This is a genomic window from Undibacterium sp. Ji49W (assembly GCF_049340205.1).
Taxonomy (GTDB): Bacteria; Pseudomonadota; Gammaproteobacteria; order Burkholderiales; family Burkholderiaceae_D; genus Undibacterium.
The window spans coordinates 1-20,005 of the sequence record NZ_JBMPOW010000010.1; the positions used below are offsets into that span (position 1 = coordinate 1).

Genomic DNA, 20,005 nt, shown 5'->3' on the forward strand with positions numbered 1-20,005 from the left:
CTTCGTGGCCGAACAGGTTTTTGTAGATGGTGTTGACGGTTTGCGCTGTGGTCAGGTTGGCATACGTGTCTGCGTATTCTTTCTGAACGGAGAAGCTTTGCGCGATGTCTTTGAGGGACAGGTTGGATGCTGTCCAGTATGCCAGGCCCAATGGGTCCGCTGGACGGTTGAAATAAGCGATGTAAAGCTTTTGGATGTCTGCAGCGGGGTTGGCCATGAATATCTCTGATTAATTTAAAAATGTTAAATTACAATAGTTACACAATATTACAAATTTTAGCGACGCAAGATTAACACGTCAATCCTGATTTACCTGTGATTCGAATCACAAATACTCTTCCTGCTAAAGACTTGATCAAGAATTTACATTATCGCGATAGTGATCTCAACGTTTTCAGGCCAGGACTGGTAAATTAAACCCCTTTTGCGAGCTTTTTCTGTTGTTTAAGAGGTCATCAGATCAGGCACAAGGAAAACAGAAACAAGGTCTGGCGCTAAGGCTTATCTTTCCGTTATTTCCACATGGAAATAATTGTATTTACCTGGCAGTCATCGCCACCATTACAAGGGCTTGTCAATCATGGACGTCAGCAGGAAGGACAAGAAAAATTCCGGGAGGGCAGATACAATACGGGCCTTCTACCCCAAACGGCATTCCGACTTTGTTTACCTTCTGTAACAGGCAATTCGCTACCCCCTGCTTGCTGGCTCTGCTGTTGGCTGGTTTTTATAATCCCTCTTCAGCGGCCGATACCTGTGTGGGCAATCCTGCGCCGATTCGTTATCTGCTGACCTTTGATGACGGCCCCAGTGCCGTGCAGCCAGACAATCCGACAGAAACAGTATTGCGGACTTTGTCGAAAAACCCGTATCAGTCAGATATCAAGGCGATCTTCTTTACCCAGACACGCGCGGTCAATGGCGGTGGAACCGAGTACGGCCGCAGCCTGTTGAAACATGAAGTGGAAGAAGGTCATTTACTGGCCTTTCATACTGCGACGCCACGGCACTCCAACCACCGCTATCTGAAAGAGGATGAGTTTAATGCTTCACTGGCATCAGGCATTGCTGATCTGACCGGTATCACGGGTATTGCTCCCAAGCTGGTGCGGCCACCGTTCTGGAACTATGATGCACGCACGCTGGATACCTATCATAGCCATGGCTTACAAATGCTGTTGACGGATTTAAGTGCCAATGACGGCATTATTTACGGCATCAATTTCAGCCTGACCAAGCACCGCAACATGCGCAAGCTGTTGTTGGCAGCACGCCCGCACTGGTGCAACAACGAGATGCCTGTTGTGGATGGGGTAACGCCCATCGTCGTGACTTTTCACGATATCAATTCTTACACTGCCAGTCATCTGGAAGAGTATCTGGACATTCTGCTGGATGTCGCCAAAGAGCTGGACATCCCCACCAGTGAAAAACCATTTTACGATAACCGTGAAGAACTGGAACGGGCCGCCCTGGCGAGGGTAGTGAAAGACGCCAGCAATCCGCCAGAGTTGCCGGGTATATGGAACTGGTTCTGGAGTTTATTCCGCTGACAGAAGATCAATGTGCAAAAGTTGCGGTGGAGATGTTAGCTGCCCTGCACTGCACAGCGTGATGGACAATTCTGGATGTGGAAAGTGCAGGCATTCTGCATTTTCCATATTGAGTTTAGCATTAAGTTTTATACGTGCTTCCCTGCTAGTCCATAGCCGATAAAAATCATGCATACGATTGCCAACATCCTGTTGCTGCAACCAGGCATTTTCAACCGCATCAGCGGCATCAAATGCATGTAATGCCAATGCAGGAAAATCGCGATCAGGGTTCAACAATTCAATATCCAGACCGAGCCTGGTGCTGGCACTGAGCGCGCAGGCAACCCAGTTGCCGCTATGCGAAAGGCTGAAGCCAAGATCAGGACAAACCGGAAAATCCAGTTGCGGCGCATTGCCCGGACGCTCGGTCAATTGCAGCACACTGACAGGTACGTCCAGCAATTGGCTCAGACTGTGACGCAACAAAATGCGTCCAAGCAGAAATTGCCGCTGACGCTCTGATCTGACAAAGCGCTGGTAACGCTGTAATTCCGTTGGACCAAGCCATGATGTATAGCAAGCCAGTTCCCTATCTTCGATAAGGGAACTATCCACAAGCCAGATCTTAGCGACTGACATTACCAAGTGACTTGGCTATTTTTAAATTTAATTACCTTGATCAAAGCCTGACAAAATTTTATAAGTGATTTCAGTATTTGTTGCTTTGATTATTTCTATGCGCGCGCCCTTATAACCAAGTATCGACGACTCACCCAAATCGTACGTTACTTCGTTGTTATAGGCTGGTCGCGCATTGTCATTAAAAAACTCTCTGTATGCAAGCGTGATTCGATTTCCTATTTTTCCGTTATAAAATAAAGTTTGTTGAGAGATAGTCCCTGATTTTTTTATAACCTTGTTATTGAGTGAATATTTGATATCTGCACATTGCTCTTTACTAAAGCAAATTTTATTTTCGGCCTTATATAGATAAACTTCTTTTTTATCTTTCACAAACTTAATGCGTGTCGCATTTTCTGCATCGAATGGATACTCACCTTTGAGTAAAGGAATAGCACCAATCAACTCATCTTGTGCAATAACGAGTGATGGCTCCAATTGCCCCATTCCCTGCCTTAATAAACTCTCTCCTACACCTCTTGTCGCAATAGTGCCTATATCCGGATCAGTAAAAAAAGTTATTTCGGGTTTCTTTCTTGAGGCACATCCTGACAGCAAAAGAACCGACACCATCGCCACGGGTAGAATTTTTTTCCAGATACTCATATGGTTTTTCCAATATTAAAGAGTCTTCGACTAATACGTAATTTGTAATTCACAACATCATTTCAGGATGAATAAGTCTGGATCACAACTGAAATACGTTAATCAAATATTTAAATAATTTCAACATCCACAAAGATAACGCATGTGAGAATAAAATTACAATACTTTTTATTTATCATCAATCTTCACAAAATCTGCCTTGAGAACAACGCCAGCCATCAAGGCATTCACATGGCATTCAAATTCTGTTTCACTCGATTTTTCAACATTGTCATAGTTGCTGACGATATTGACCACAGCGTTGGCGCCCGAACTTTCAGCGCGCTTTTTCAGTTGCAACATGGCAGACAGGAATACCCAGTTGCAAGCCTGCTCCGTCGACTTGTTCAGGGCATTTGTTTTTTTATTTGTCTGATCGTTGAGGATTTTTTTCAGCACGGGCGGCGTAGCCTGCGAGCCAAAATAATATTTGACCTTGTCGCCCAGTCTGTACTGCGCATTATTGGTGGCCATCGCGGTTGCGATAGGCAACATCACTACATTGTCAGCAGCCACAGCCGGCAATGCAAATCCAGCCAATGTGGTCAGTGCAATTACAGTAGAAAGCAATTTTTTCATGTTCCATCTCCCGGTTAAAAAAACACGCTATCAGCACACGTGACTATCACGCATATTTTTTGAAAATCAAAGAGGTATTGATGCCGCCAAATGCGAAATTGTTCGACATGACGTATTCGCAATCAATGGCCCTGCCCTCGCCTGTGATGTAATCCAGTTCTGCGCATTGCGGATCAAGCTCCTGCAAATTGATGGTGGGGGCGAACCAGCCTTCACGCATCATTTCTATGCTGATCCAGGCTTCCAGTGCGCCGCATGCACCAAGGGTATGTCCCATATAGCTTTTCAGTGAACTGATGGGTATGGCATTGCCAAACACCTGGGCAGTGGCCTGGGTTTCGGCAATATCACCCTGTTGCGTACCGGTACCATGTGCATTGACATAGGCGATATCGGACGGCTGCAATTGCGCATCTTCCAGTGCCAGTTGCATGGCGATCTTCATGGTTTCTGCATTCGGTTGCGTCACATGGCAGCCGTCACTGTTGGTACCAAAACCGACCAGTTCTGCATAAATTCTTGCACCACGTGCCTGTGCATGTTCCAGCTCTTCCAGTATCAGGCTGCCGGCCCCCTCACCTATCACCAGACCATCACGACCGGCATCAAAGGGGCGTGGTGTATCTTGCGGATTGTCGTTACGCACGCTGGTGGCAAACAGGGTGTCAAACACGGCTGCTTCGGTGGCACATAATTCTTCGGCACCACCGGCAATCATGGCAATTTGCTTGCCGCTGCGTATAGCTTCATAGGCATAGCCTATGCCCTGGCTACCTGAAGTGCAGGCGGATGAAGTCGTGATCACACGACCGGTCAAACCAAAAAACACGCCGATATTGACTGGTGCCGTATGTGCCATCATTTTGATATAGGTGGTCGCATTGATGCCTTTGGTGGTACGTTCTTCCATCATGCGGCCAAAATCCCCGATGGCACTGGGCGTGCCTGCCGATGAACCGAAAGAGATTCCCATCTTCCCGCTGGTCAGCAAGGGGTCATCCAGCAAGCCTGCATCGATCAATGCCATTTCGCTGGCGCGGGTTGCCATCAGGGCGACTCTACCCATGCTGCGGGTGGCTTTGCGGTGGTAGCGTTCATTCAGTTCAAATGGCGCAGCCGGTACGCCCAACTGTGTATTCAGGCCATCATAGTCGCTCCATTCCTGCATGCGCACAACGGCATTGCGGAATTCACCCAATTGCTTGCGGATAGCCGGCCAGTCATTACCCAAAGGGCTGATGCCAGCCATGCCGGTCACGACGACGCGGCGATTCTGTCGATTAATGCTCATACTCATACCCAAACTCATGCCATACCTCCATTAACCGATATCACCTGTCGTGTCACATAAGCGGCATCTTCATGCATGAGAAAACTGACGACGGCGGCCACCTCTTCCGGCTTGCCGACACGACGTGCAGGTATCATTTTCAAGGCTTCTTCCAGTGGTACTTCGCTGATCATGTCGGTTTCTATCAAGCCTGGTGCCACACAGTTGACGGTGATGGCACGCTTGGCCAATTCTACGGCCAGTGCCTTGCTGGCACCGATGATACCCGCCTTGGCGGCGCTATAGTTGACCTGGCCACGATTGCCCACCAGGCCAGACACTGAAGCCATGGTAACGATGCGGCCCGGTTTGCGGCGCTGTACCATGGGCATGACCAGAGGATTGAGCACATTATAAAAACCGTCCAGATTGGTATTGAGGACAATATCCCAGTCTTCGCCCGACATGGCCGGAAAAGCATTATCCCTGGCCACGCCAGCATTGCAGACGACGCCGTAATAGCAACCATGTGCTTCCACATCTGCCAGCAGCAGCGCTGCGGCATTGTCCCGTTCGCTGATATCAAACTGCAATACGCGGGCTGCACGGCCCATGGCAATAATTTCAGCCGCGACAAGCTCAGCCTCTTCACGCTGGGTACGGCAATGCAATACGATATCGTAGCCATCACGGGCCAGACGCAAGGCAATGGCCTTGCCTATGCCGCGTGAAGATCCGGTTACCAGCACACTCTTACTCATCTCTAACTCCGTTGCAGAAATTCTTTGGCATCAGCCGGTTGAAATACCGTGATGGTGGCAACAGCCAGCGACACACCGCTTGCCTGGTCACGGATGGCACACTCAAATGCCCCTAATCCATTGTCCCCTTGCAAGACCCGCTGTATCTGCACTTCCAGCACGCTGCCGGTGGCAAATACCGGCTGGCTGCAATCGTAACGCCGGGTTCCCAGCAAAAAACCGACCTTCACCGGTTCATTGCCCAGGCTGGCAAGATAGCCAGCATGGGCGGCTATCGCCTGCGCCATGTATTCGATACCGACCCAGGCATCCACGCCTTGCGGTTTGCAAAACAGAGTTTCTGGCCGGATAGCCACTTCAGCAGTCAGGGTTTCGGCATCGGCCGCCAGCACCCGGTCCAGCAAGACCATCTCGCCATCATGCGGGACCAGGCTACGAACCGGAGGAAACACCGGCGGAAATACACTTACGTCGGTTTGATTCATTCTGTTTTCCCCAACACCAGGCATGCGTTCGATCCGCCAAAAGCAAAAGAATTGCTGACTATCCAGCGCAAGGGCTTACCTGTCTGCTGCCGTGGTGCCACAATATGCAGGGCAGGCAATTGTGGATCGGCAATGCCATCCCACAGATGCGGCGGCAACAGACCTTGCGGATTATCATCCTGCATTGCCAGCCAGCATAGTGCCGCCTCAATGGCAGCGGCAGCCCCCAGGGCATGTCCGGTAAATGGCTTGGTGGAACTGACAGCAACGGCAGAACCGAATATGTCTTGGATCACGCGTGATTCCATCGCGTCATTTTGCACCGTGGCAGTACCATGCAGGTTGATATAGTCAACCTCGGACGCTGCAATACCGGCACGCTGCAAGGCCTGGTTAATCGCCATACGGGCACCACCACCAGCGGGGTCAGGTGCAGACATGTGGTGCCCATCCGACGATTCACCCCAGCCGCACAGCGCCACGGCACCGGGTGCAGCTTCAGCAGTCATCAGGAAGAAGGCAGCGCCTTCGCCGATATTGATGCCTTTGCGATTGGCACTTAGCGGGTTACAGAATTCCGTACTGACTGATTCGAGCGCAGAAAAACCGGCCACGGTGAATTCGCAAAGGGTATCCACACCGCCGGTCACCACTGCATCACACAAACCCATCCTGATCAGACGGGCAGCACTTGCCATCGCCTTGGCACTGGAAGAACAGGCGCTGGAATGGGTATAGGCTGGTCCACCAGTGCCCAGTTCATGGGCCAGCATGGCTGCCGGTGATCCCATTTCTTGCACCGCATACTGAAACGACGCTGGCAGGCTGCCATGTTCGTAATAAGCCCGCAATGCAGTCTCTGTGCCGGCAATGCCGGACGTACTGGTACCAACGACGATGCCGACACGATCAGCGCCAAAGCGCTGTATTGCAGCATCAACCGCCTGACGTATCTGTGCCAGTGCTGCCAGCGCCAGTTGATTATTGCGGCTGCGCATAGTCACCGGCAAATGGCTGATATCGGGCAAGATAGCGCGCACCTGGCCTACCGGCAATACCCGTCCTGGCGACCAGGCATCAGTCATCTGCAGGCCGGTATTGGCCTCGTCCAGCAATCGGCGCCTGATCTCCTGGTGATTGTCACCCAGGGCACAGACTACGCCACAGTGATGTAAATACAGCTTCATAAATAAAATAGCTTCAAGGTGCCGACTGTATGGTCAGGCGATATTGATAACGCAGATTGTTCAGGACAACCGTGCCGCTCCAGCGCGGCATGCGGCTGTAGTCTATGCTGGTCACCAGTTCATTATCCAGATACAGTGTCCGGCGCAAACCCTGTTCTTCAATGCGCCAGCCTGCCGGCAGAGCCTGGGCAATCGCCTGTACTGGCCACAAACTCAATTGCATATCTTCCAGCACATCTTCGGCTCTGACCTGTGCCGGCAGCATCATGTGACGCCAGGATTTGAGTTCCTTGCCATCATAGCTGAGACTTAACACACGCTGACCAAAAGCCAGACCTACCAGTTCCAGTTGCCCGGCATCCACTTCCAGCGCGGCATCCAGTTCATCGATGCGGCCATTGCGTTCCACCTTCAGATGTTGCTGCACGCTGAAATTTTCACCCAGACTGGCAGGTGCCAGCTTTAAACCCAGGCGGGCCTGCTTGGTGGCTGGTGGCGCACTGGCGCACCCAGACAGTATGGCCAACATCAGCAACACAGATAGCCCGACGATTTTACGATTGAACAGGTGGCGCATGATGGCTTTCTGAAGAGGTAAAACACGGCACGATCAACCAGACCAGGCTGGTACCGATGAGCATGGTCAGTCCAAATGCCTGCAATGCAGGGGTACGGCTCAGGCCCAGCAAACCGAAGGACAAAATGGTATTCGCTGCTGACAAACCCACCGCCAGCCAGGGTGTGGCATTGCGTCGGTCTGCGTGTTCCTGCATAAAAATGCCATAGTCAACCCCGACACCCAACAGCAGCATCAGCGCCAGCACATGGAATAATTGCAGGCTTTGTCCGGTTAGTCCAAACAGTGCCAGCGTGGTCAGGCTGGCGACCATGGTCGGTGCCAATACGCGCCACGCGTGACGGCGATAGCGTGGCCACAACAGCGCAAACACCAGCACATAGGCGGCACAGACTACCCAGCCCATATAGACGCGATAGCGCCCCAATACCGAAGAAATTTCACTGACTTTATCCACCCACTGCACGCCATCCAGACCATCGGCAGTATGTTGTAGGGATGCCAGACCACCGTTGGCATAATTCAAACCACGCAGGGCGACAATGCTGGCATATTCATTACCAATACGGCCCAGCCACAGGTGGCGCCAGGGTTCGCCTGCGGCTGTTTTCAGGAAACTGTCTACGCTCATGCCTTCAGAGGGTCGCAGTAAATGCGTACGGATACCGGCCGCCCAGCTCGCCTCTTCATCCACCTTGATGGCTAGTTGTGACAGGGGGCCGCCATCGGCCAGCAGTTTTTCTTCTATCAACTGACGCCGTGCAGCCTGTGTCTGTGCAGAAGGCACCCAGTTGGACAGCGCCTGATAGCCGGAGATAGTGTGTTTCTCTATCATCGCTTCCAGCTTGCGCTTCAGGATTTCTTCGCGTTGCAACACCATTTCTGTCGAAGCACCACGCACCAGGAAATACTGCACTGGTGTCGGTGCATCCAGCAATTTACCAAGCCTGATCTGGTCTGCTACCAACTGTTTTGGTGGCGTTTGCAAGAGCCTGATATCGTCATTCGCACCCAGTCTGGAACAGGCAAACAGCACCAGCAGTGAAAACCCCACCAGCAAGCCTATACCATAGCGTTTCATGGTCAGGCGCGGCCAATGCCACAATGCTGCACTGTACCAGGCCACCAGTTTGCCACTTTTCAAACTACCGCCACGCACCAGATGCGGAAACCAGCACACCACGGTCAGCCAGGCGAATATCAGGCCCAGGGCAGAAAATGCTGCCATATGTCGCAAGCCGGGGAATGGTGTCAGACCCAGGCCCAGGTAACCGATCACAGCAGCCAGCAAAGTCAGGCCCAGGCCAGGCAACAGGCGCTTCAGCAATTGATGGGAATCGAGTTCAGCATCGGCATTCAGGCGGTTACATAAAAAGTAAATGCCGTAATCCTGCGCCACCCCAATCAGGCTGGCACCAAATACCAGTGTCAGCAAATGGATACCGCCAAACAGCAGCCAGCATACGGACATCGCCCCCAGAAAACCTATGCCTATCGACATCAGGATCAGCAGGATAGGTTTCAGTGAACGAAAACTGAACCACATCAGTAAAATGATACCGGCCAGGGAACCGACGCCAATGGTCGATACTTCTGCATTCGCTTGCTGCCCCGCAGCGGCGGCATGCAATACCACACCAGCGCTGATGATCTGCAAGCCTGGCGTTGCCGGGGTTGCCAGCCTTGCTGCGTCAGCAGCCCTGGTCAGCAGTGGCAGCACAGCTTCCTGTGCGGTCAATGAAAATGCCGCTGGTTTCAGGCTCATGGGCAGCAACACATACTGGTTTTCTGCATCGGCAACAAACAGCATGCCATCACGCGGCCTTACCGGCGTTTCCTGCGCCCTCTCCTGTACCCAGCCAGTGAAAAGACCAAAGGGATCATCCTGAAAAGAACCTAGCTTGGGGCCGGAAAAAGCACCATACATTTTGACCAGCGCTGTATCGGTCCAGAATTGTGCCGGTTGCGTGCGCAATTGCTGCTCTTGCTGCGCAGTCAGCAAACCCAGACTGTTCTTTTGAAAAGCTGCCAGCCAGTCGCTTTGGGTCTGGTCATTGATGGTAGTTGATGTCAACAGATCGGTACGCGTGGCGATCACTGCGTTATAGGCCTGCGCAGCGCGTTTTGCCTGTTCCCAGTCAGGTGCACCGATCAATACCACCACCCTTTGCTGGGCGGTGTCGACCATATGTGCAAAGGATTGCTGTAGTACCGGGTCGCGTTCCTGCACCGGCAACAAAGCCAGGATGTCGGTGTCCGGCGTGATGCGTTTGCCCAGCCACAAATAGGCGTTATGTGCCAATAGCAGGCACACCACCAGAGCCCAGGCAATTGCCAGGACGGTGGCCAGGCTACGCCGGTTTTTCAAGACTTTATCCATTCCATCCCAATTGGTTTTGAGGCTTTAGCAAAAGCAGCATCCTGTTATTCTGTCTGGTACCGGGGCATCAAAACATTGCCAGTTCTTCAGCAGTGATTGCCGTTTCGCCGGTTTTGATATCAGAAAAGATGATGGCAGCACGATCACCACTGGCTTCATCGATATGTATGTTCTTTACATATGCTGCACCATCCAGACTGATCTGCCCTATGGCCTTGGCCAGCGCTGCTTCGCGTGCCTTGAGACTGACTTTCCAGCTACCGGCATCGGCAGTGCCATCAACCTCAAACAGCGATTCCAGCTTGCCCAGATCACCAGACAGCAGGGAAAAAAGTACGCTATTGATCATGCGCACGATGGGTTCTTTTTGCGCATCCAGTCGCATGGCAACGCGGTCACCCTGCATGTGAACAATTTCATCGCGCGTCAGCCGCAAGGTATTCGGGAAAGGCTGCAAGGTGCGCCACAATACGCCCTTGCCATTGATCACGCAAAACCGGCCATTTGAAGCCAGTGGCTTTTTCATGCCCACAAGTTGCTTGGTCTGATCAAAGCGGCCACACAGGACAGCAGGTTTGGCCAGGGTGTTCTGGATTTTTGTAGTCAGTACCGAGGTGGCACTGGCATTAATCGTGAACACCACAGCCATCAGCGCAAACAGGCTGGAAAGTATGCGTTTCATACCGGGGTCACTCCCAATTTTTCGAATAACACGGATGGTGAAACAAAACACATTTCACCACTACTTATTTCTACCGCGACTTGTGTGGTGCTGGCGCGGGTCAGGCGTTTTCCACTGACGGCATCGGTGATCAGGTAATCGATCTTCAAGCGATTTTCCCATTCCACGATGTCGGCACGTAGCTTCAGTTTCTGTCCAAAGCTGGCGGGTGCAACATAGCGCAACTGCATGTCTATCACCGGCCACGCATAGCCCGATTCCTTCATCTGCACATAGTTATACTGAATACTGTCCAGCAGCGCACAACGCGCCACCTCCAGGTATTTGACATAGTTGCCGTGCCAAACTATTTCCATCGGGTCCAGGTCAAAAAACTGTACCTGCATCTCGACTTCGGCAGACCAACGGCTGGGGGCGGCATTCTTACGCATACAGACTCCATTCCTGCTGACGCATGCGTTCCAGCATCAGGCGTAAATCAGGTTCCAGACGACGGTCTTCCTGTATCGGGGCGATATCTGTGGCCAGTGCATCCATCATCTGTGCCAATGCCGGTGAAAGTGATAATTCAGGATGCAGTTGCAGGCGCAGCCATACACCCTGGCGCACGGTAATGAGCAAGGCAGCAACGACTTGTTCGGTCAGTTCCAGCACGCGCAGGCAATCCCTGGCGGCTATCGTACCCATGCTGACCTTGTCCTGGTTATGGCATTCGGTAGAACGTGAAAACACCGAGGCCGGCATGGTCAGCTTCAAGGCCTCTGCAGTCCAGGCCGAAGCACTGATCTGTAAAGCCTTGAGACCATGATTGATGGCCGCCCGTGGTCCCTGCACACCGGACAAGTTGGCAGGCAAGCCCTGGTTGTAACGGCTGTCAACCAGCAGAGCCATTTGCCTGTCAAGCAGATCCGCCAGATTGGCGACGGCATTCTTCATGCCATCCATGGCAAATGCAATATGACCGCCATAGAAATGGCCGCCATGCAGTACACGTTCATTCTCGGCATCAATGATGGGATTGTCATTGGCACTGTTCAATTCATTTTCTATGGACTGCCGGAAAAATGGCAAGGCATCGGCCAGCACACCGATGACATGAGGCGCACAGCGTATCGAATAACGGTCTTGCAAACGCTTGCCATTGCGTTCGACCTGCAATGCCGGTAAATCATGGCGCAGCCATGCTGCCACGCCCTGCATGCCTGCATGTGGCTTGACTGAAAACAGCACTTCATCAAAATGATGGGCATTGCCATCCAGCGCTAAAGAAGCCAGCGCAGTGATACGTGTCGTCAATTGTGTCAGGTAAGCGGCGCGGTCATAGGCCAGGCAGGCCAGTGCTGTCATGACCGCTGTACCATTCATGATGGCCAGGCCTTCTTTCGGGCGCAGACGCAAAGGGGTGATGCCAGCGTCACTCAATGCCTGTGCAGCCGCTACATGCTCGCCCTTGCGCCAGACTTCGCGTTCACCACACAGGACGGCGGCCAGATAAGACAAGGGAGTCAGGTCACCACTGGCCCCCACCGAACCTTCGGATGGAATCATAGGCAACAAGTCATGCTCAAGCAAACTGGCGATCTGCACCAGCAATTCCACACTGACGCCCGAGAAACCTTTCGACAGCGAAGCCAGACGCGTTGCCATGACGGCGCGGGTCTGTGCCGGAGTCAGGTATTCACCCAGGCCACAACCATGATAGGTGTACAGATGATGCGGCAATTCCGCTACCAGATCTGCCGGCACCGTGACCGTACAGGAATCGCCATAACCCGTGGTGACGCCATATATGGTGCCATCTTCACGCAACAGGCGATCGAGGAAATCGGCACCGCGTGCAATCGCCGCCCGAAAGGCAGGGTCAGCCGACAAGACTGCCTGCGCTTTACCCTGTGCAATAGCTACAATATCTTCTATACGCAATCTGTTGCGGTCAAATGCAACGACACGCGACTTGCTGCCGGAGATAGTTGATATAGTTGAGATGGTTGGATCAGCGGGATGCATCTGTTTGTTCCAAATGAGGTATATGCCAAAAATCGTAAAAATTAAACCATTGCAAAGGTGCCTGCACACAATAATGTTCCAGTCGTGCGGCGTAGGCAGCAATCAGTTCCTGCAACAATTCGTCGCGCGCCTTGCGGGGTAGCCTGACTGATTCACGCAACAACTCGAAGCGTACTTGCGGCACGCCTTCTAACTGTAGTGAAAACAATAAATACACCGGGCATTGCAAAATACTGGCAAGTACATAAGGGCCTACCGGGAAAGCGGCATCCTTGCCAAGAAATTTTGCGCAAGCCACTCTGGGCTGCGGTGCCACCGGTATGCGGTCACCGGCAATGACGACGAAGCCGCCCTCTGCAATTTTTTCTGCCAGCAGCATGGCGGTAGCAGGTGTCATTTCAGTCACTTGCAACAAGTCCATCTGACTGTGAGGATCAAGTTGGCCCAGCATGCGATTGAATGCCTGAGCATGTTTGGTGTGCACGAGTATGGTCAACTTTACGTCCGGGAAATCACGGGACAATACCCGGCACATTTCCAGATTACCCTGATGCGAGCATATCAAGACGGCACCGCGCCGGGTAAGCAACTGCGCATGCATCTGTTCTTGCCCGTGATACTGCACCTGCTCAGTCTTGAACAGGCCGCCCCAGAGCAACATTTTATCCAGTATGCTTTCGGCAAACGCACCAAAATGCCAGAATACCCCCAGCCAGCCTTGCCGTACCGTACGGTAAGCATGTATGCGTCGCAAATAATCCAGCGATGCACGGCGTGGTGCCGTGTGCAGCAATACATACCACAGCAATACCGGGTACAGGACGATGCGGAATGGCCAGCGTCCGAAATAACGAAAAATCCAGAACAACAGGCGCATGCCAGCCACAAAGCTGACTTCATTCATGCTGGCCCAATGCCTGCCGGTAGCAGCCTGTTTTGTCATAAGTGGCCCCGCCAGTTACGCAGCAGCAAACGCGGTAAACGCCACAACATGCCAAAGAATAATTGAGTATGCATTTTGGTGATCAGCACATTGTCCAGCCAGACACGGAAGTGCGAAACGCCGTCTGTCGGATATGCGACCCTGGTAGGCAGATTGATGATGCCAGCCCCGTCCCAATACAGTCTGACCAGGATATCGGTATCAAAATTCATGCGCTTACCCAGCGCCTGCTTCGCCATCAGCGCCAGTACAGGAGCTATAGGATAGACCCTGAAACCGCACATGGAATCACGAATCGCAAACGACAGGGTATTGATCCATACCCAGACATGTGTCAGGTAACGGGCATACAGGCGCAGCGCCGGAACTGATTCATCGTAGACAGGGTAGCCAACCACGATAGCCTGCGGGTGGGCCTGTGCCTGTTCAAGAAACCGTGGAATATCGGTGATGCAATGCTGGCCATCGGCATCTACCTGCAACAGGTGGGTGTAGCCAGCCTTTGCCGCATGGACAAACCCTGTCATCACCGCCGCCCCCTTACCCTGATTACTGGCATGACGCAACAGGCTGACCCGCGCCGGGATAGCCGTATGCAGCTCATTCAGCACCGTGGCACAGGTTGGCGAACAGCCGTCATCGACCAGTATGCAATCTACATCCTGCGCCAGGACGGCATGCACTACCGCAGTAATGGCATGTTCATGGTTATAGACAGGGATCAATACACAGGGTTTAAACACTTTACTGCCCTGCCCTCGTAAACCGCAACAGTGAATGGCAATAACCAATGTCGTCACGGGTGGTCAGCAATTGCAGGCCGGCAGCTTCTGCCAGGCGTATATAGTCATTGCTTTCGTAAATTTTGCTATTGCCGCTGGCCATGGATGTGAAATACGGCGAGGTATTGATCAGGCAAAAGGCGGCGATATCATAACGTTGCCTGTCCCAGAAAGTATCCATGATCAGCAACTGCCCCTGAGGGCTGAGCGCCGCAGCCGCACGCTGCAAAATACTGGCGATGGCGGGTTCGGAAAAACAGCTGAGAAACTGGCTCATCCAGATCATATCCATGTTCGCCGGCAATGACATTTCGGCATCCAGCAAATCCACCGGATGAAAATGTGCCCGCTCAGCTACGCCAGCCTTGCGCAGGTTTTCTTCGGCAACCGTCAATTGTTTTGGCAAATCAACCAGATGCATTTCCACTGACGGATTGTAGGCCAGCGCAGCGCAACTGAATTTACCGGTATTCGCACCGATATCCATCAGGCGGCGCGGTGCCGTGGCGAATACATCAGGAAAAATATCCGGGAATGAGGTATCCGAATAATGATGATCAAACGCAAACCAGCTGGTTTTGGCAGGCTCTGGCAATTGCGACAGCCCCTGGTACAGCGTAGGCCAGTCGCCCAGTGCGGTCAGGCCCAATGGCTTTTCCTGATCCAGGGATTCATCCAATCGGAACAAACCTTCATAACAGACATCATGATTGAAATCGAGATTGATCTGGGTAATTGCATCGGTCAATACGCAGTAACCGGTTTTATCGATGACATAGCGCCCCGCACTCAGATACACGACGCCAGCCGACAGACAGGTTTCCAGCACGACCTTCAGTACATATTCAGTCCAGCGCCCGGTAGCGGCAAGTTCTGCTATCGTCAGACCAGTGCCACCAGTATCCGACAGGGCTTGCAGCATGCCACGCTTCCAGGCATAGCGAACGCATTGGAACACGACAGGCCCGAAGGCGATCTTCTGCGCTTCAAAACGGGCAGCAAAAGCACTCTGGCGTTCCGGTGAGAATTTTTTATCTAGCATGCGGTCTTTTCGTTGGTGAATAAGATGCGACCACTGGCGTGTTGCCCGGCGTCGGAAAAATAACGGAATTGCAAACTGCCCTTATGCAGGTCATGAATCATTTCCAGCATGACAGGGGTTTCAGCACGTATCACCTGCTGAAATTTGAGTGCATGAATGGAGATAAAAATGGCCGGTAAATCAAAATACTGACGCGCATATAAAATGGCCCAGTCAACCTGGACCACGCCAGGCAATACCGGCGCAATCGGGAAATGGCCATCGAAATAAAACAGTGATGCCGGTACGGTAATCTCCAATACGACGCGCGCAGCTTCCTGTTCTTGCATATGCACAATCGGCAAGCGTGGTCGCTGGTCTTGATTTTCATTGATCAGGGCCAGCAATTGCGCATGTGTGGTCTTGCCCTGGGCATTGACTGGCATCTGGTCCAGGTAACGCCAGCGACGCGGCAACGCAATCGCATCGACAACGCCTGACAACAAAGTACGCAGACGCTGGTTGAACGCATGTTTATCTGCCGTCGCCAGCAAGGTATGTCCTTGTGCCGTGGGGACCACAAAGGCTGTCAACTTCTGTCGCTGTCCGGCGACTTCTTCATCGACCAGGATACGTACTTCACTCACCAGTTCAGAATTCAGTAAAGCCTGTTCCATGGCATCCAGCGAAATTCTTTTTTCTTCAATTTTGACAATACGGTCGCTGCGTCCCAGCAACAGCAAGTGGCCGTCTTCGGTCATCTGCCCGCGGTCTGTCAATCGCAGCCAGGCATCCTGCATCAGGTGTGGTGAACGTACTTCCAGCAAGCCATCATCCTGATGTATGCGCCATGCTACCCTGGGCAAGGCTTGCCAGGTATCGATATTGCCCGGCTTGCGCTGACGCCAGGCAATGCCGCCAGTTTCAGAACTACCATACACTTCCAGAGGGACTTGCCCCAATAATTTGCCGACTGAAAATGCGACTTCCACTGTCAATGGTCCGCCGGATGAAAACACGGCACGCAGATGTTGCCTGGCAGTCTGCCAGTCCAGATGTTCGGGCAAACGTTTCAGGTGGGCCGGGCTGGCGATCAATACACAATCAGCCTGTCCGGCGAGTTGCTGCAATTGTTCAGGGAAGCTCAGACTGTCTGCATGGATGGCACGACCTGCAGCCAGAGGCCACAAAATCCTGAACAGCAAACCATAGATATGTTGATGCGAGACCGTCGCCAGCACTACGGCATTGCCCAGTCGCGCGCCAAACACTTCTTCCAGACTGGCTACTTCGCTGGTCAGTTGCGATATTTTTTTAGTTACTGCCTGCGCCTGTCCGGTACTACCCGAGGTATGCACCACCAGACCCGGAAAGTCGGGGTCCAGGCTCGTCAACACCGGTATCTGAACAGAAGCAGTACTGGCTTGCAGAGGCTGAAATTCGGCAGGAAAATCACCGGCAAAGGCATCAACAGATTTCGCCATCGCCATGCAACTGCTGCTCAGGGTATCGGCATTCAGCCAGACGGTTTTATCGCACTGCCATGCCGCCAGCAAGGCCGCTGCAAATTCCAGGCTGTCGTTCAGATACAGGGCAAGTTGCCTGCCAGGCAGATGCTGGAAGGCATGTGACCACGCACCTATGCGCTGCATGAAAGCGGAATGAGATAAAGCCACAGAACCGGCACGCAAGCCGATGACGGTATCAGCCGGACGGGATGCCACCGCCAGGCAGGGATCAGAAAAAAATTCAGACATGATGCAAACGCTTGAACCGCAGACGTACCAGATATTCGAGACCGAACAACAATCCCATGAGAACATAGGCAATGACGCCGGTATACAGTGACCATACCTCGGCCGATGCCCACAAGGCTGTGCCCAGGGTGATGGCCCCATTGAATATGAAAAACACGCACCAGACCTGGGTCACGCGCCTGGTATAAGCCACTGCCGCCGGAGGTAAATCCGGCTCGCGCAAACGGGCAAAGCGTTCGACCATGGAAGGTGGAACAGCCAGGCTGAAACCAAATACGGCCAGCAATACGGCATTGACCAGAACTGGATATAATTTAAGCGGCAACAGGGCATTCGCCCAGACTGCGCATGCAGCCAGCGCCAGAGCCGCAAACATGGACCAGCGGGCGATCTGACTGAGTTTGAAGCTGGGGATTCTTGTGGCAGCCGCCAGCAACAATATGGCAGCCATCCAGCGCGGCTCTACCTGCCCCTGACCCAACCAGATCACCAGCGGATAAAGTATTGTAAGGACGACCGCCACTGCGGCCAGTATTCGGCGAAAGATGCTGATTACTCCGCAGTGAGATTGCCCAAGGCTTCCACGACATCCCCGATAGTGCGAATCTTCTTGAACACTTCGGGTTGCAAACGCAGGCCTGTCATTTGTTTAAGCTTGACGGCCAGATCGACGGCATCAATGCTGTCTATATCCAGATCTGCGTATAGATTCGATTCCAGTGTCAATGAAGATTTGTCCAGCTCAAACATCTCGGCCAGCAGATCAACTACCCACACAAACAATTCATCTTTGCTCATTGCACTTACCACAACCATTGCCTGCCCCTTACTTCTTTCTATGTGTTTCAATCAGTGCAGCAAGTGCGCTAACTGATGCGAAATGGCGACGCGTGTCTTCTGAATCAGCAGACAGCGAAATACCGTAGCGTTTTTGCAAAGCTACACCCAGCTCGAGTGCATCAATGGAATCCAGCCCCAGGCCTTCAACAAACAAAGGCGCATTGCTATCTATGTCGGCTGCTGTGATGTCTTCCAGTTGCAGCACTTCAATAATCAGTTCTTTTACTTCTTGTTCAAGCATGACGTTGGTTTTCCTCAGTAAAATAGTGCTGTAGGTAGTCCGTCAGATGACGTGCCGCCATGACGTCCGATTGACCGGCGTCGATAAAACCCTGTATCGGAATATCATTCCTTACTTCTATTCTGAACTGCGCCAATCTGCATGGTACCTGCCACCATTTTTCCCCTTTTCCAAGGGTGGGTGGCTCGCAACGTATCAATACCGGCGTGACCGCACGCACACCACGAACAGCGATATTGGCAGCACCACGCTTGAGACTGATAACACCATCTGCCGGAGTACGCGTACCTTCGGGAAAAATGATCAGGTTATTTCCTGCCCGCAAGCTGGCAATACATGCTTCCAGCAAATCTTGCCCATGTTCATTACTGATATACGCTGCGGCCCTGACCGGTCCACGGGTAAATACATTATTCCGCAGCCGCCCTTTTACTATACAGTCAGCGTGCTTTACAAATGCCATTAAAAACACGGTATCAATCAAGGTAGGATGATTGGCCAGTATTAGCAAGCCACCACGCTCCAGCTTTTCCAGCCCTATTAATTCATAACGCAATACACCCAGCAAGCGCATCAGGCCAACAAAACCACGAAACGTCCAGCGTATGATATGGCGTGCCATCGTCCGGCGTCGCTCCTGTTGCCATACCAGAAGATACAAGGTCGGAAATACCACAGCCCACAGCACTACGCCACCTATGCCGAAAGCCGTGAAACTGATGCCTGTAGCAACGATACGCCAGTAACGATCCAGATGATCAAACATCTCGCGACCAGATCCAGCGGCGGTTTCCAGCCTGCCGGATCAGCTTCGTCTGGGCACCGCATACAAAACGCCATGCCTGCAAGCCGGATGTCATTGTCATTGCCCCCGCAGTTGCCAGTGCAGTTGCCAGCACTTCAGCATCCATATTGTCTTCCTGCCTGTCTGTAACGCTTTCGCATCTCAAGCGGATGACATCATCTTGTGCCGGCACCATCAGCCATGCCCATGCATAAGGCTGTTCATCAGCATCCTGAAACTGTTTCATGAGATCAGGTAAGGGCTGGTCGTAAGCGACCAGCAATACCATGGGCTCGCCATCGGCCAACAAACCACAAGCCTCAATCACGGCATGTTCTATCGTGCTGTCACCTGCGGCCAGGGCAATATGATTCGCCTGATCTTTACGCGCAATTGAAAACAAACCGGCACTGGCATTGTGTACCGCCAGACCAAAACCGGTCGGTGACACGGATTGCTCCTGCACCAGTTCCGTCAGCAAATCAATGGCGCGCGTCACTTCGCCATGACGCGAACAAAACACAGTGGGAATATTGGTACGCCCATCCAGGCATTGATAGGCCACTTCCAGTGCCATCTTGCCAAGGGACCCGGCACGACGGCGCAACATCGGCGGCATCGCAGCCACAGCCGGCTCGGCATCGCCCACAAAAGGAAAAGGCGCTTTTGCCCATTCTTTCCAGGCATCTGGCGTATCGACTCCCGGGGCCCAGGCAGCATGACTTGCAATAGAAAAACGAACCCCATTTTCACGCATTATTTTTATTTTCCACTCAGGCACACCACACCGTTCGCTGATAGCGCAAAAAATCAGTTTTATACAATTTGTAACAAATCAGGCTGGCATT

General features: G+C 52.4%; 22 protein-coding genes and 1 pseudogene. 1 reads left to right on the forward strand and 22 read right to left on the reverse strand.

Annotated features, from left to right (window positions below; translation table 11 throughout):
• A pseudogene (locus ACO0LK_RS13580) lies at positions 1-217 on the reverse strand (hypothetical protein); the annotation flags it as partial.
• A 484-nt stretch (positions 218-701) separates the two neighbouring features.
• On the opposite strand from ACO0LK_RS13580, the gene ACO0LK_RS13585 reads away from it, so the two are divergent.
• Positions 702-1,553, forward strand: a complete 852-nt coding sequence (locus ACO0LK_RS13585; RefSeq protein ID WP_422975890.1) for a polysaccharide deacetylase family protein — start codon at positions 702-704, stop codon at positions 1,551-1,553.
• Here ACO0LK_RS13585 and ACO0LK_RS13590 read toward each other — a convergent pair.
• The 21 genes from ACO0LK_RS13590 to ACO0LK_RS13690 form a co-directional block, all read right to left on the reverse strand.
• Positions 1,542-2,150: a 4-phosphopantetheinyl transferase gene (locus ACO0LK_RS13590; protein ID WP_422975892.1), complete on the reverse strand. Its 609-nt coding sequence runs from the start codon at positions 2,148-2,150 to the stop codon at positions 1,542-1,544. The genes ACO0LK_RS13585 and ACO0LK_RS13590 overlap by 12 nt on opposite strands.
• A gap of 51 nt (positions 2,151-2,201) precedes the next feature.
• Entirely contained in the window at positions 2,202-2,822 is a 621-nt protein-coding gene (locus tag ACO0LK_RS13595; protein ID WP_422975894.1) for a hypothetical protein, read from the reverse strand.
• 168 nt (positions 2,823-2,990) lie between these two features.
• The gene (locus ACO0LK_RS13600; RefSeq protein WP_422975896.1) at positions 2,991-3,440 is read right to left on the reverse strand and encodes an excinuclease ATPase subunit; all 450 of its coding nucleotides are present in this window, start codon (positions 3,438-3,440) and stop codon (positions 2,991-2,993) included.
• Between the two features lie 46 nt (positions 3,441-3,486).
• The gene (locus ACO0LK_RS13605; protein ID WP_422975897.1) at positions 3,487-4,731 is read right to left on the reverse strand and encodes a beta-ketoacyl-ACP synthase; all 1,245 of its coding nucleotides are present in this window, start codon (positions 4,729-4,731) and stop codon (positions 3,487-3,489) included.
• A gap of 14 nt (positions 4,732-4,745) precedes the next feature.
• Positions 4,746-5,471 carry a 3-oxoacyl-ACP reductase FabG gene (fabG, locus tag ACO0LK_RS13610; RefSeq protein WP_422975899.1) on the reverse strand — a complete coding sequence of 242 codons (726 nt, stop codon included), beginning with the start codon at positions 5,469-5,471 and terminating at the stop codon, positions 4,746-4,748.
• 2 nt (positions 5,472-5,473) lie between these two features.
• Positions 5,474-5,956 carry a 3-hydroxylacyl-ACP dehydratase gene (locus tag ACO0LK_RS13615; RefSeq protein WP_422975901.1) on the reverse strand — a complete coding sequence of 161 codons (483 nt, stop codon included), beginning with the start codon at positions 5,954-5,956 and terminating at the stop codon, positions 5,474-5,476.
• Positions 5,953-7,143 carry a beta-ketoacyl-ACP synthase gene (locus tag ACO0LK_RS13620; RefSeq protein ID WP_422975903.1) on the reverse strand — a complete coding sequence of 397 codons (1,191 nt, stop codon included), beginning with the start codon at positions 7,141-7,143 and terminating at the stop codon, positions 5,953-5,955. Before ACO0LK_RS13620 ends, ACO0LK_RS13615 begins: the two co-directional genes overlap by 4 nt.
• A gap of 13 nt (positions 7,144-7,156) precedes the next feature.
• The gene (locus tag ACO0LK_RS13625) at positions 7,157-7,720 is read right to left on the reverse strand and encodes a DUF3261 domain-containing protein (protein ID WP_422975905.1); all 564 of its coding nucleotides are present in this window, start codon (positions 7,718-7,720) and stop codon (positions 7,157-7,159) included.
• Positions 7,698-10,100 (reverse strand): MMPL family transporter, encoded by a 2,403-nt coding sequence (locus ACO0LK_RS13630; protein WP_422975907.1) that lies wholly within the window; start codon positions 10,098-10,100, stop codon positions 7,698-7,700. The genes ACO0LK_RS13625 and ACO0LK_RS13630 overlap by 23 nt, the downstream gene beginning before the upstream one ends.
• Before the next feature lie 67 nt (positions 10,101-10,167).
• Entirely contained in the window at positions 10,168-10,749 is a 582-nt protein-coding gene (locus tag ACO0LK_RS13635) for an outer membrane lipoprotein carrier protein LolA (RefSeq protein ID WP_422976248.1), read from the reverse strand.
• Positions 10,750-10,778: 29 nt separating this feature from the next.
• Complete coding sequence (locus ACO0LK_RS13640) at positions 10,779-11,213, reverse strand: acyl-CoA thioesterase (RefSeq protein WP_422975909.1); 435 nt, start codon at positions 11,211-11,213, stop codon at positions 10,779-10,781.
• Positions 11,206-12,789, reverse strand: coding sequence for an HAL/PAL/TAL family ammonia-lyase (locus ACO0LK_RS13645; RefSeq protein ID WP_422975911.1), 1,584 nt, complete (start codon positions 12,787-12,789; stop codon positions 11,206-11,208). Before ACO0LK_RS13645 ends, ACO0LK_RS13640 begins: the two co-directional genes overlap by 8 nt.
• Positions 12,776-13,732 (reverse strand): acyltransferase, encoded by a 957-nt coding sequence (locus ACO0LK_RS13650; RefSeq protein WP_422975913.1) that lies wholly within the window; start codon positions 13,730-13,732, stop codon positions 12,776-12,778. Before ACO0LK_RS13650 ends, ACO0LK_RS13645 begins: the two co-directional genes overlap by 14 nt.
• Entirely contained in the window at positions 13,729-14,475 is a 747-nt protein-coding gene (locus ACO0LK_RS13655; RefSeq protein ID WP_422975915.1) for a glycosyltransferase family 2 protein, read from the reverse strand. Before ACO0LK_RS13655 ends, ACO0LK_RS13650 begins: the two co-directional genes overlap by 4 nt.
• Position 14,476: 1 nt before the next feature.
• Positions 14,477-15,556: a class I SAM-dependent methyltransferase gene (locus ACO0LK_RS13660; RefSeq protein ID WP_422975917.1), complete on the reverse strand. Its 1,080-nt coding sequence runs from the start codon at positions 15,554-15,556 to the stop codon at positions 14,477-14,479.
• Positions 15,550-17,292: an AMP-binding protein gene (locus ACO0LK_RS13665; RefSeq protein ID WP_422975919.1), complete on the reverse strand. Its 1,743-nt coding sequence runs from the start codon at positions 17,290-17,292 to the stop codon at positions 15,550-15,552. Before ACO0LK_RS13665 ends, ACO0LK_RS13660 begins: the two co-directional genes overlap by 7 nt.
• Complete coding sequence (locus ACO0LK_RS13670) at positions 17,285-17,815, reverse strand: hypothetical protein (RefSeq protein ID WP_422975921.1); 531 nt, start codon at positions 17,813-17,815, stop codon at positions 17,285-17,287. The genes ACO0LK_RS13665 and ACO0LK_RS13670 overlap by 8 nt, the downstream gene beginning before the upstream one ends.
• A 29-nt stretch (positions 17,816-17,844) precedes the next feature.
• A complete protein-coding gene (locus ACO0LK_RS13675; RefSeq protein WP_186949075.1) occupies positions 17,845-18,090 on the reverse strand; it encodes an acyl carrier protein in 246 nt (81 codons plus the stop codon).
• Between the two features lie 28 nt (positions 18,091-18,118).
• The gene (locus ACO0LK_RS13680; RefSeq protein ID WP_186949074.1) at positions 18,119-18,373 is read right to left on the reverse strand and encodes a phosphopantetheine-binding protein; all 255 of its coding nucleotides are present in this window, start codon (positions 18,371-18,373) and stop codon (positions 18,119-18,121) included.
• A complete protein-coding gene (locus tag ACO0LK_RS13685) occupies positions 18,366-19,139 on the reverse strand; it encodes a lysophospholipid acyltransferase family protein (protein ID WP_422975923.1) in 774 nt (257 codons plus the stop codon). Before ACO0LK_RS13685 ends, ACO0LK_RS13680 begins: the two co-directional genes overlap by 8 nt.
• Positions 19,132-19,914, reverse strand: coding sequence for a beta-ketoacyl synthase chain length factor (locus tag ACO0LK_RS13690; protein WP_422975925.1), 783 nt, complete (start codon positions 19,912-19,914; stop codon positions 19,132-19,134). The genes ACO0LK_RS13685 and ACO0LK_RS13690 overlap by 8 nt, the downstream gene beginning before the upstream one ends.
• Positions 19,915-20,005: the final 91 nt, after the last annotated feature.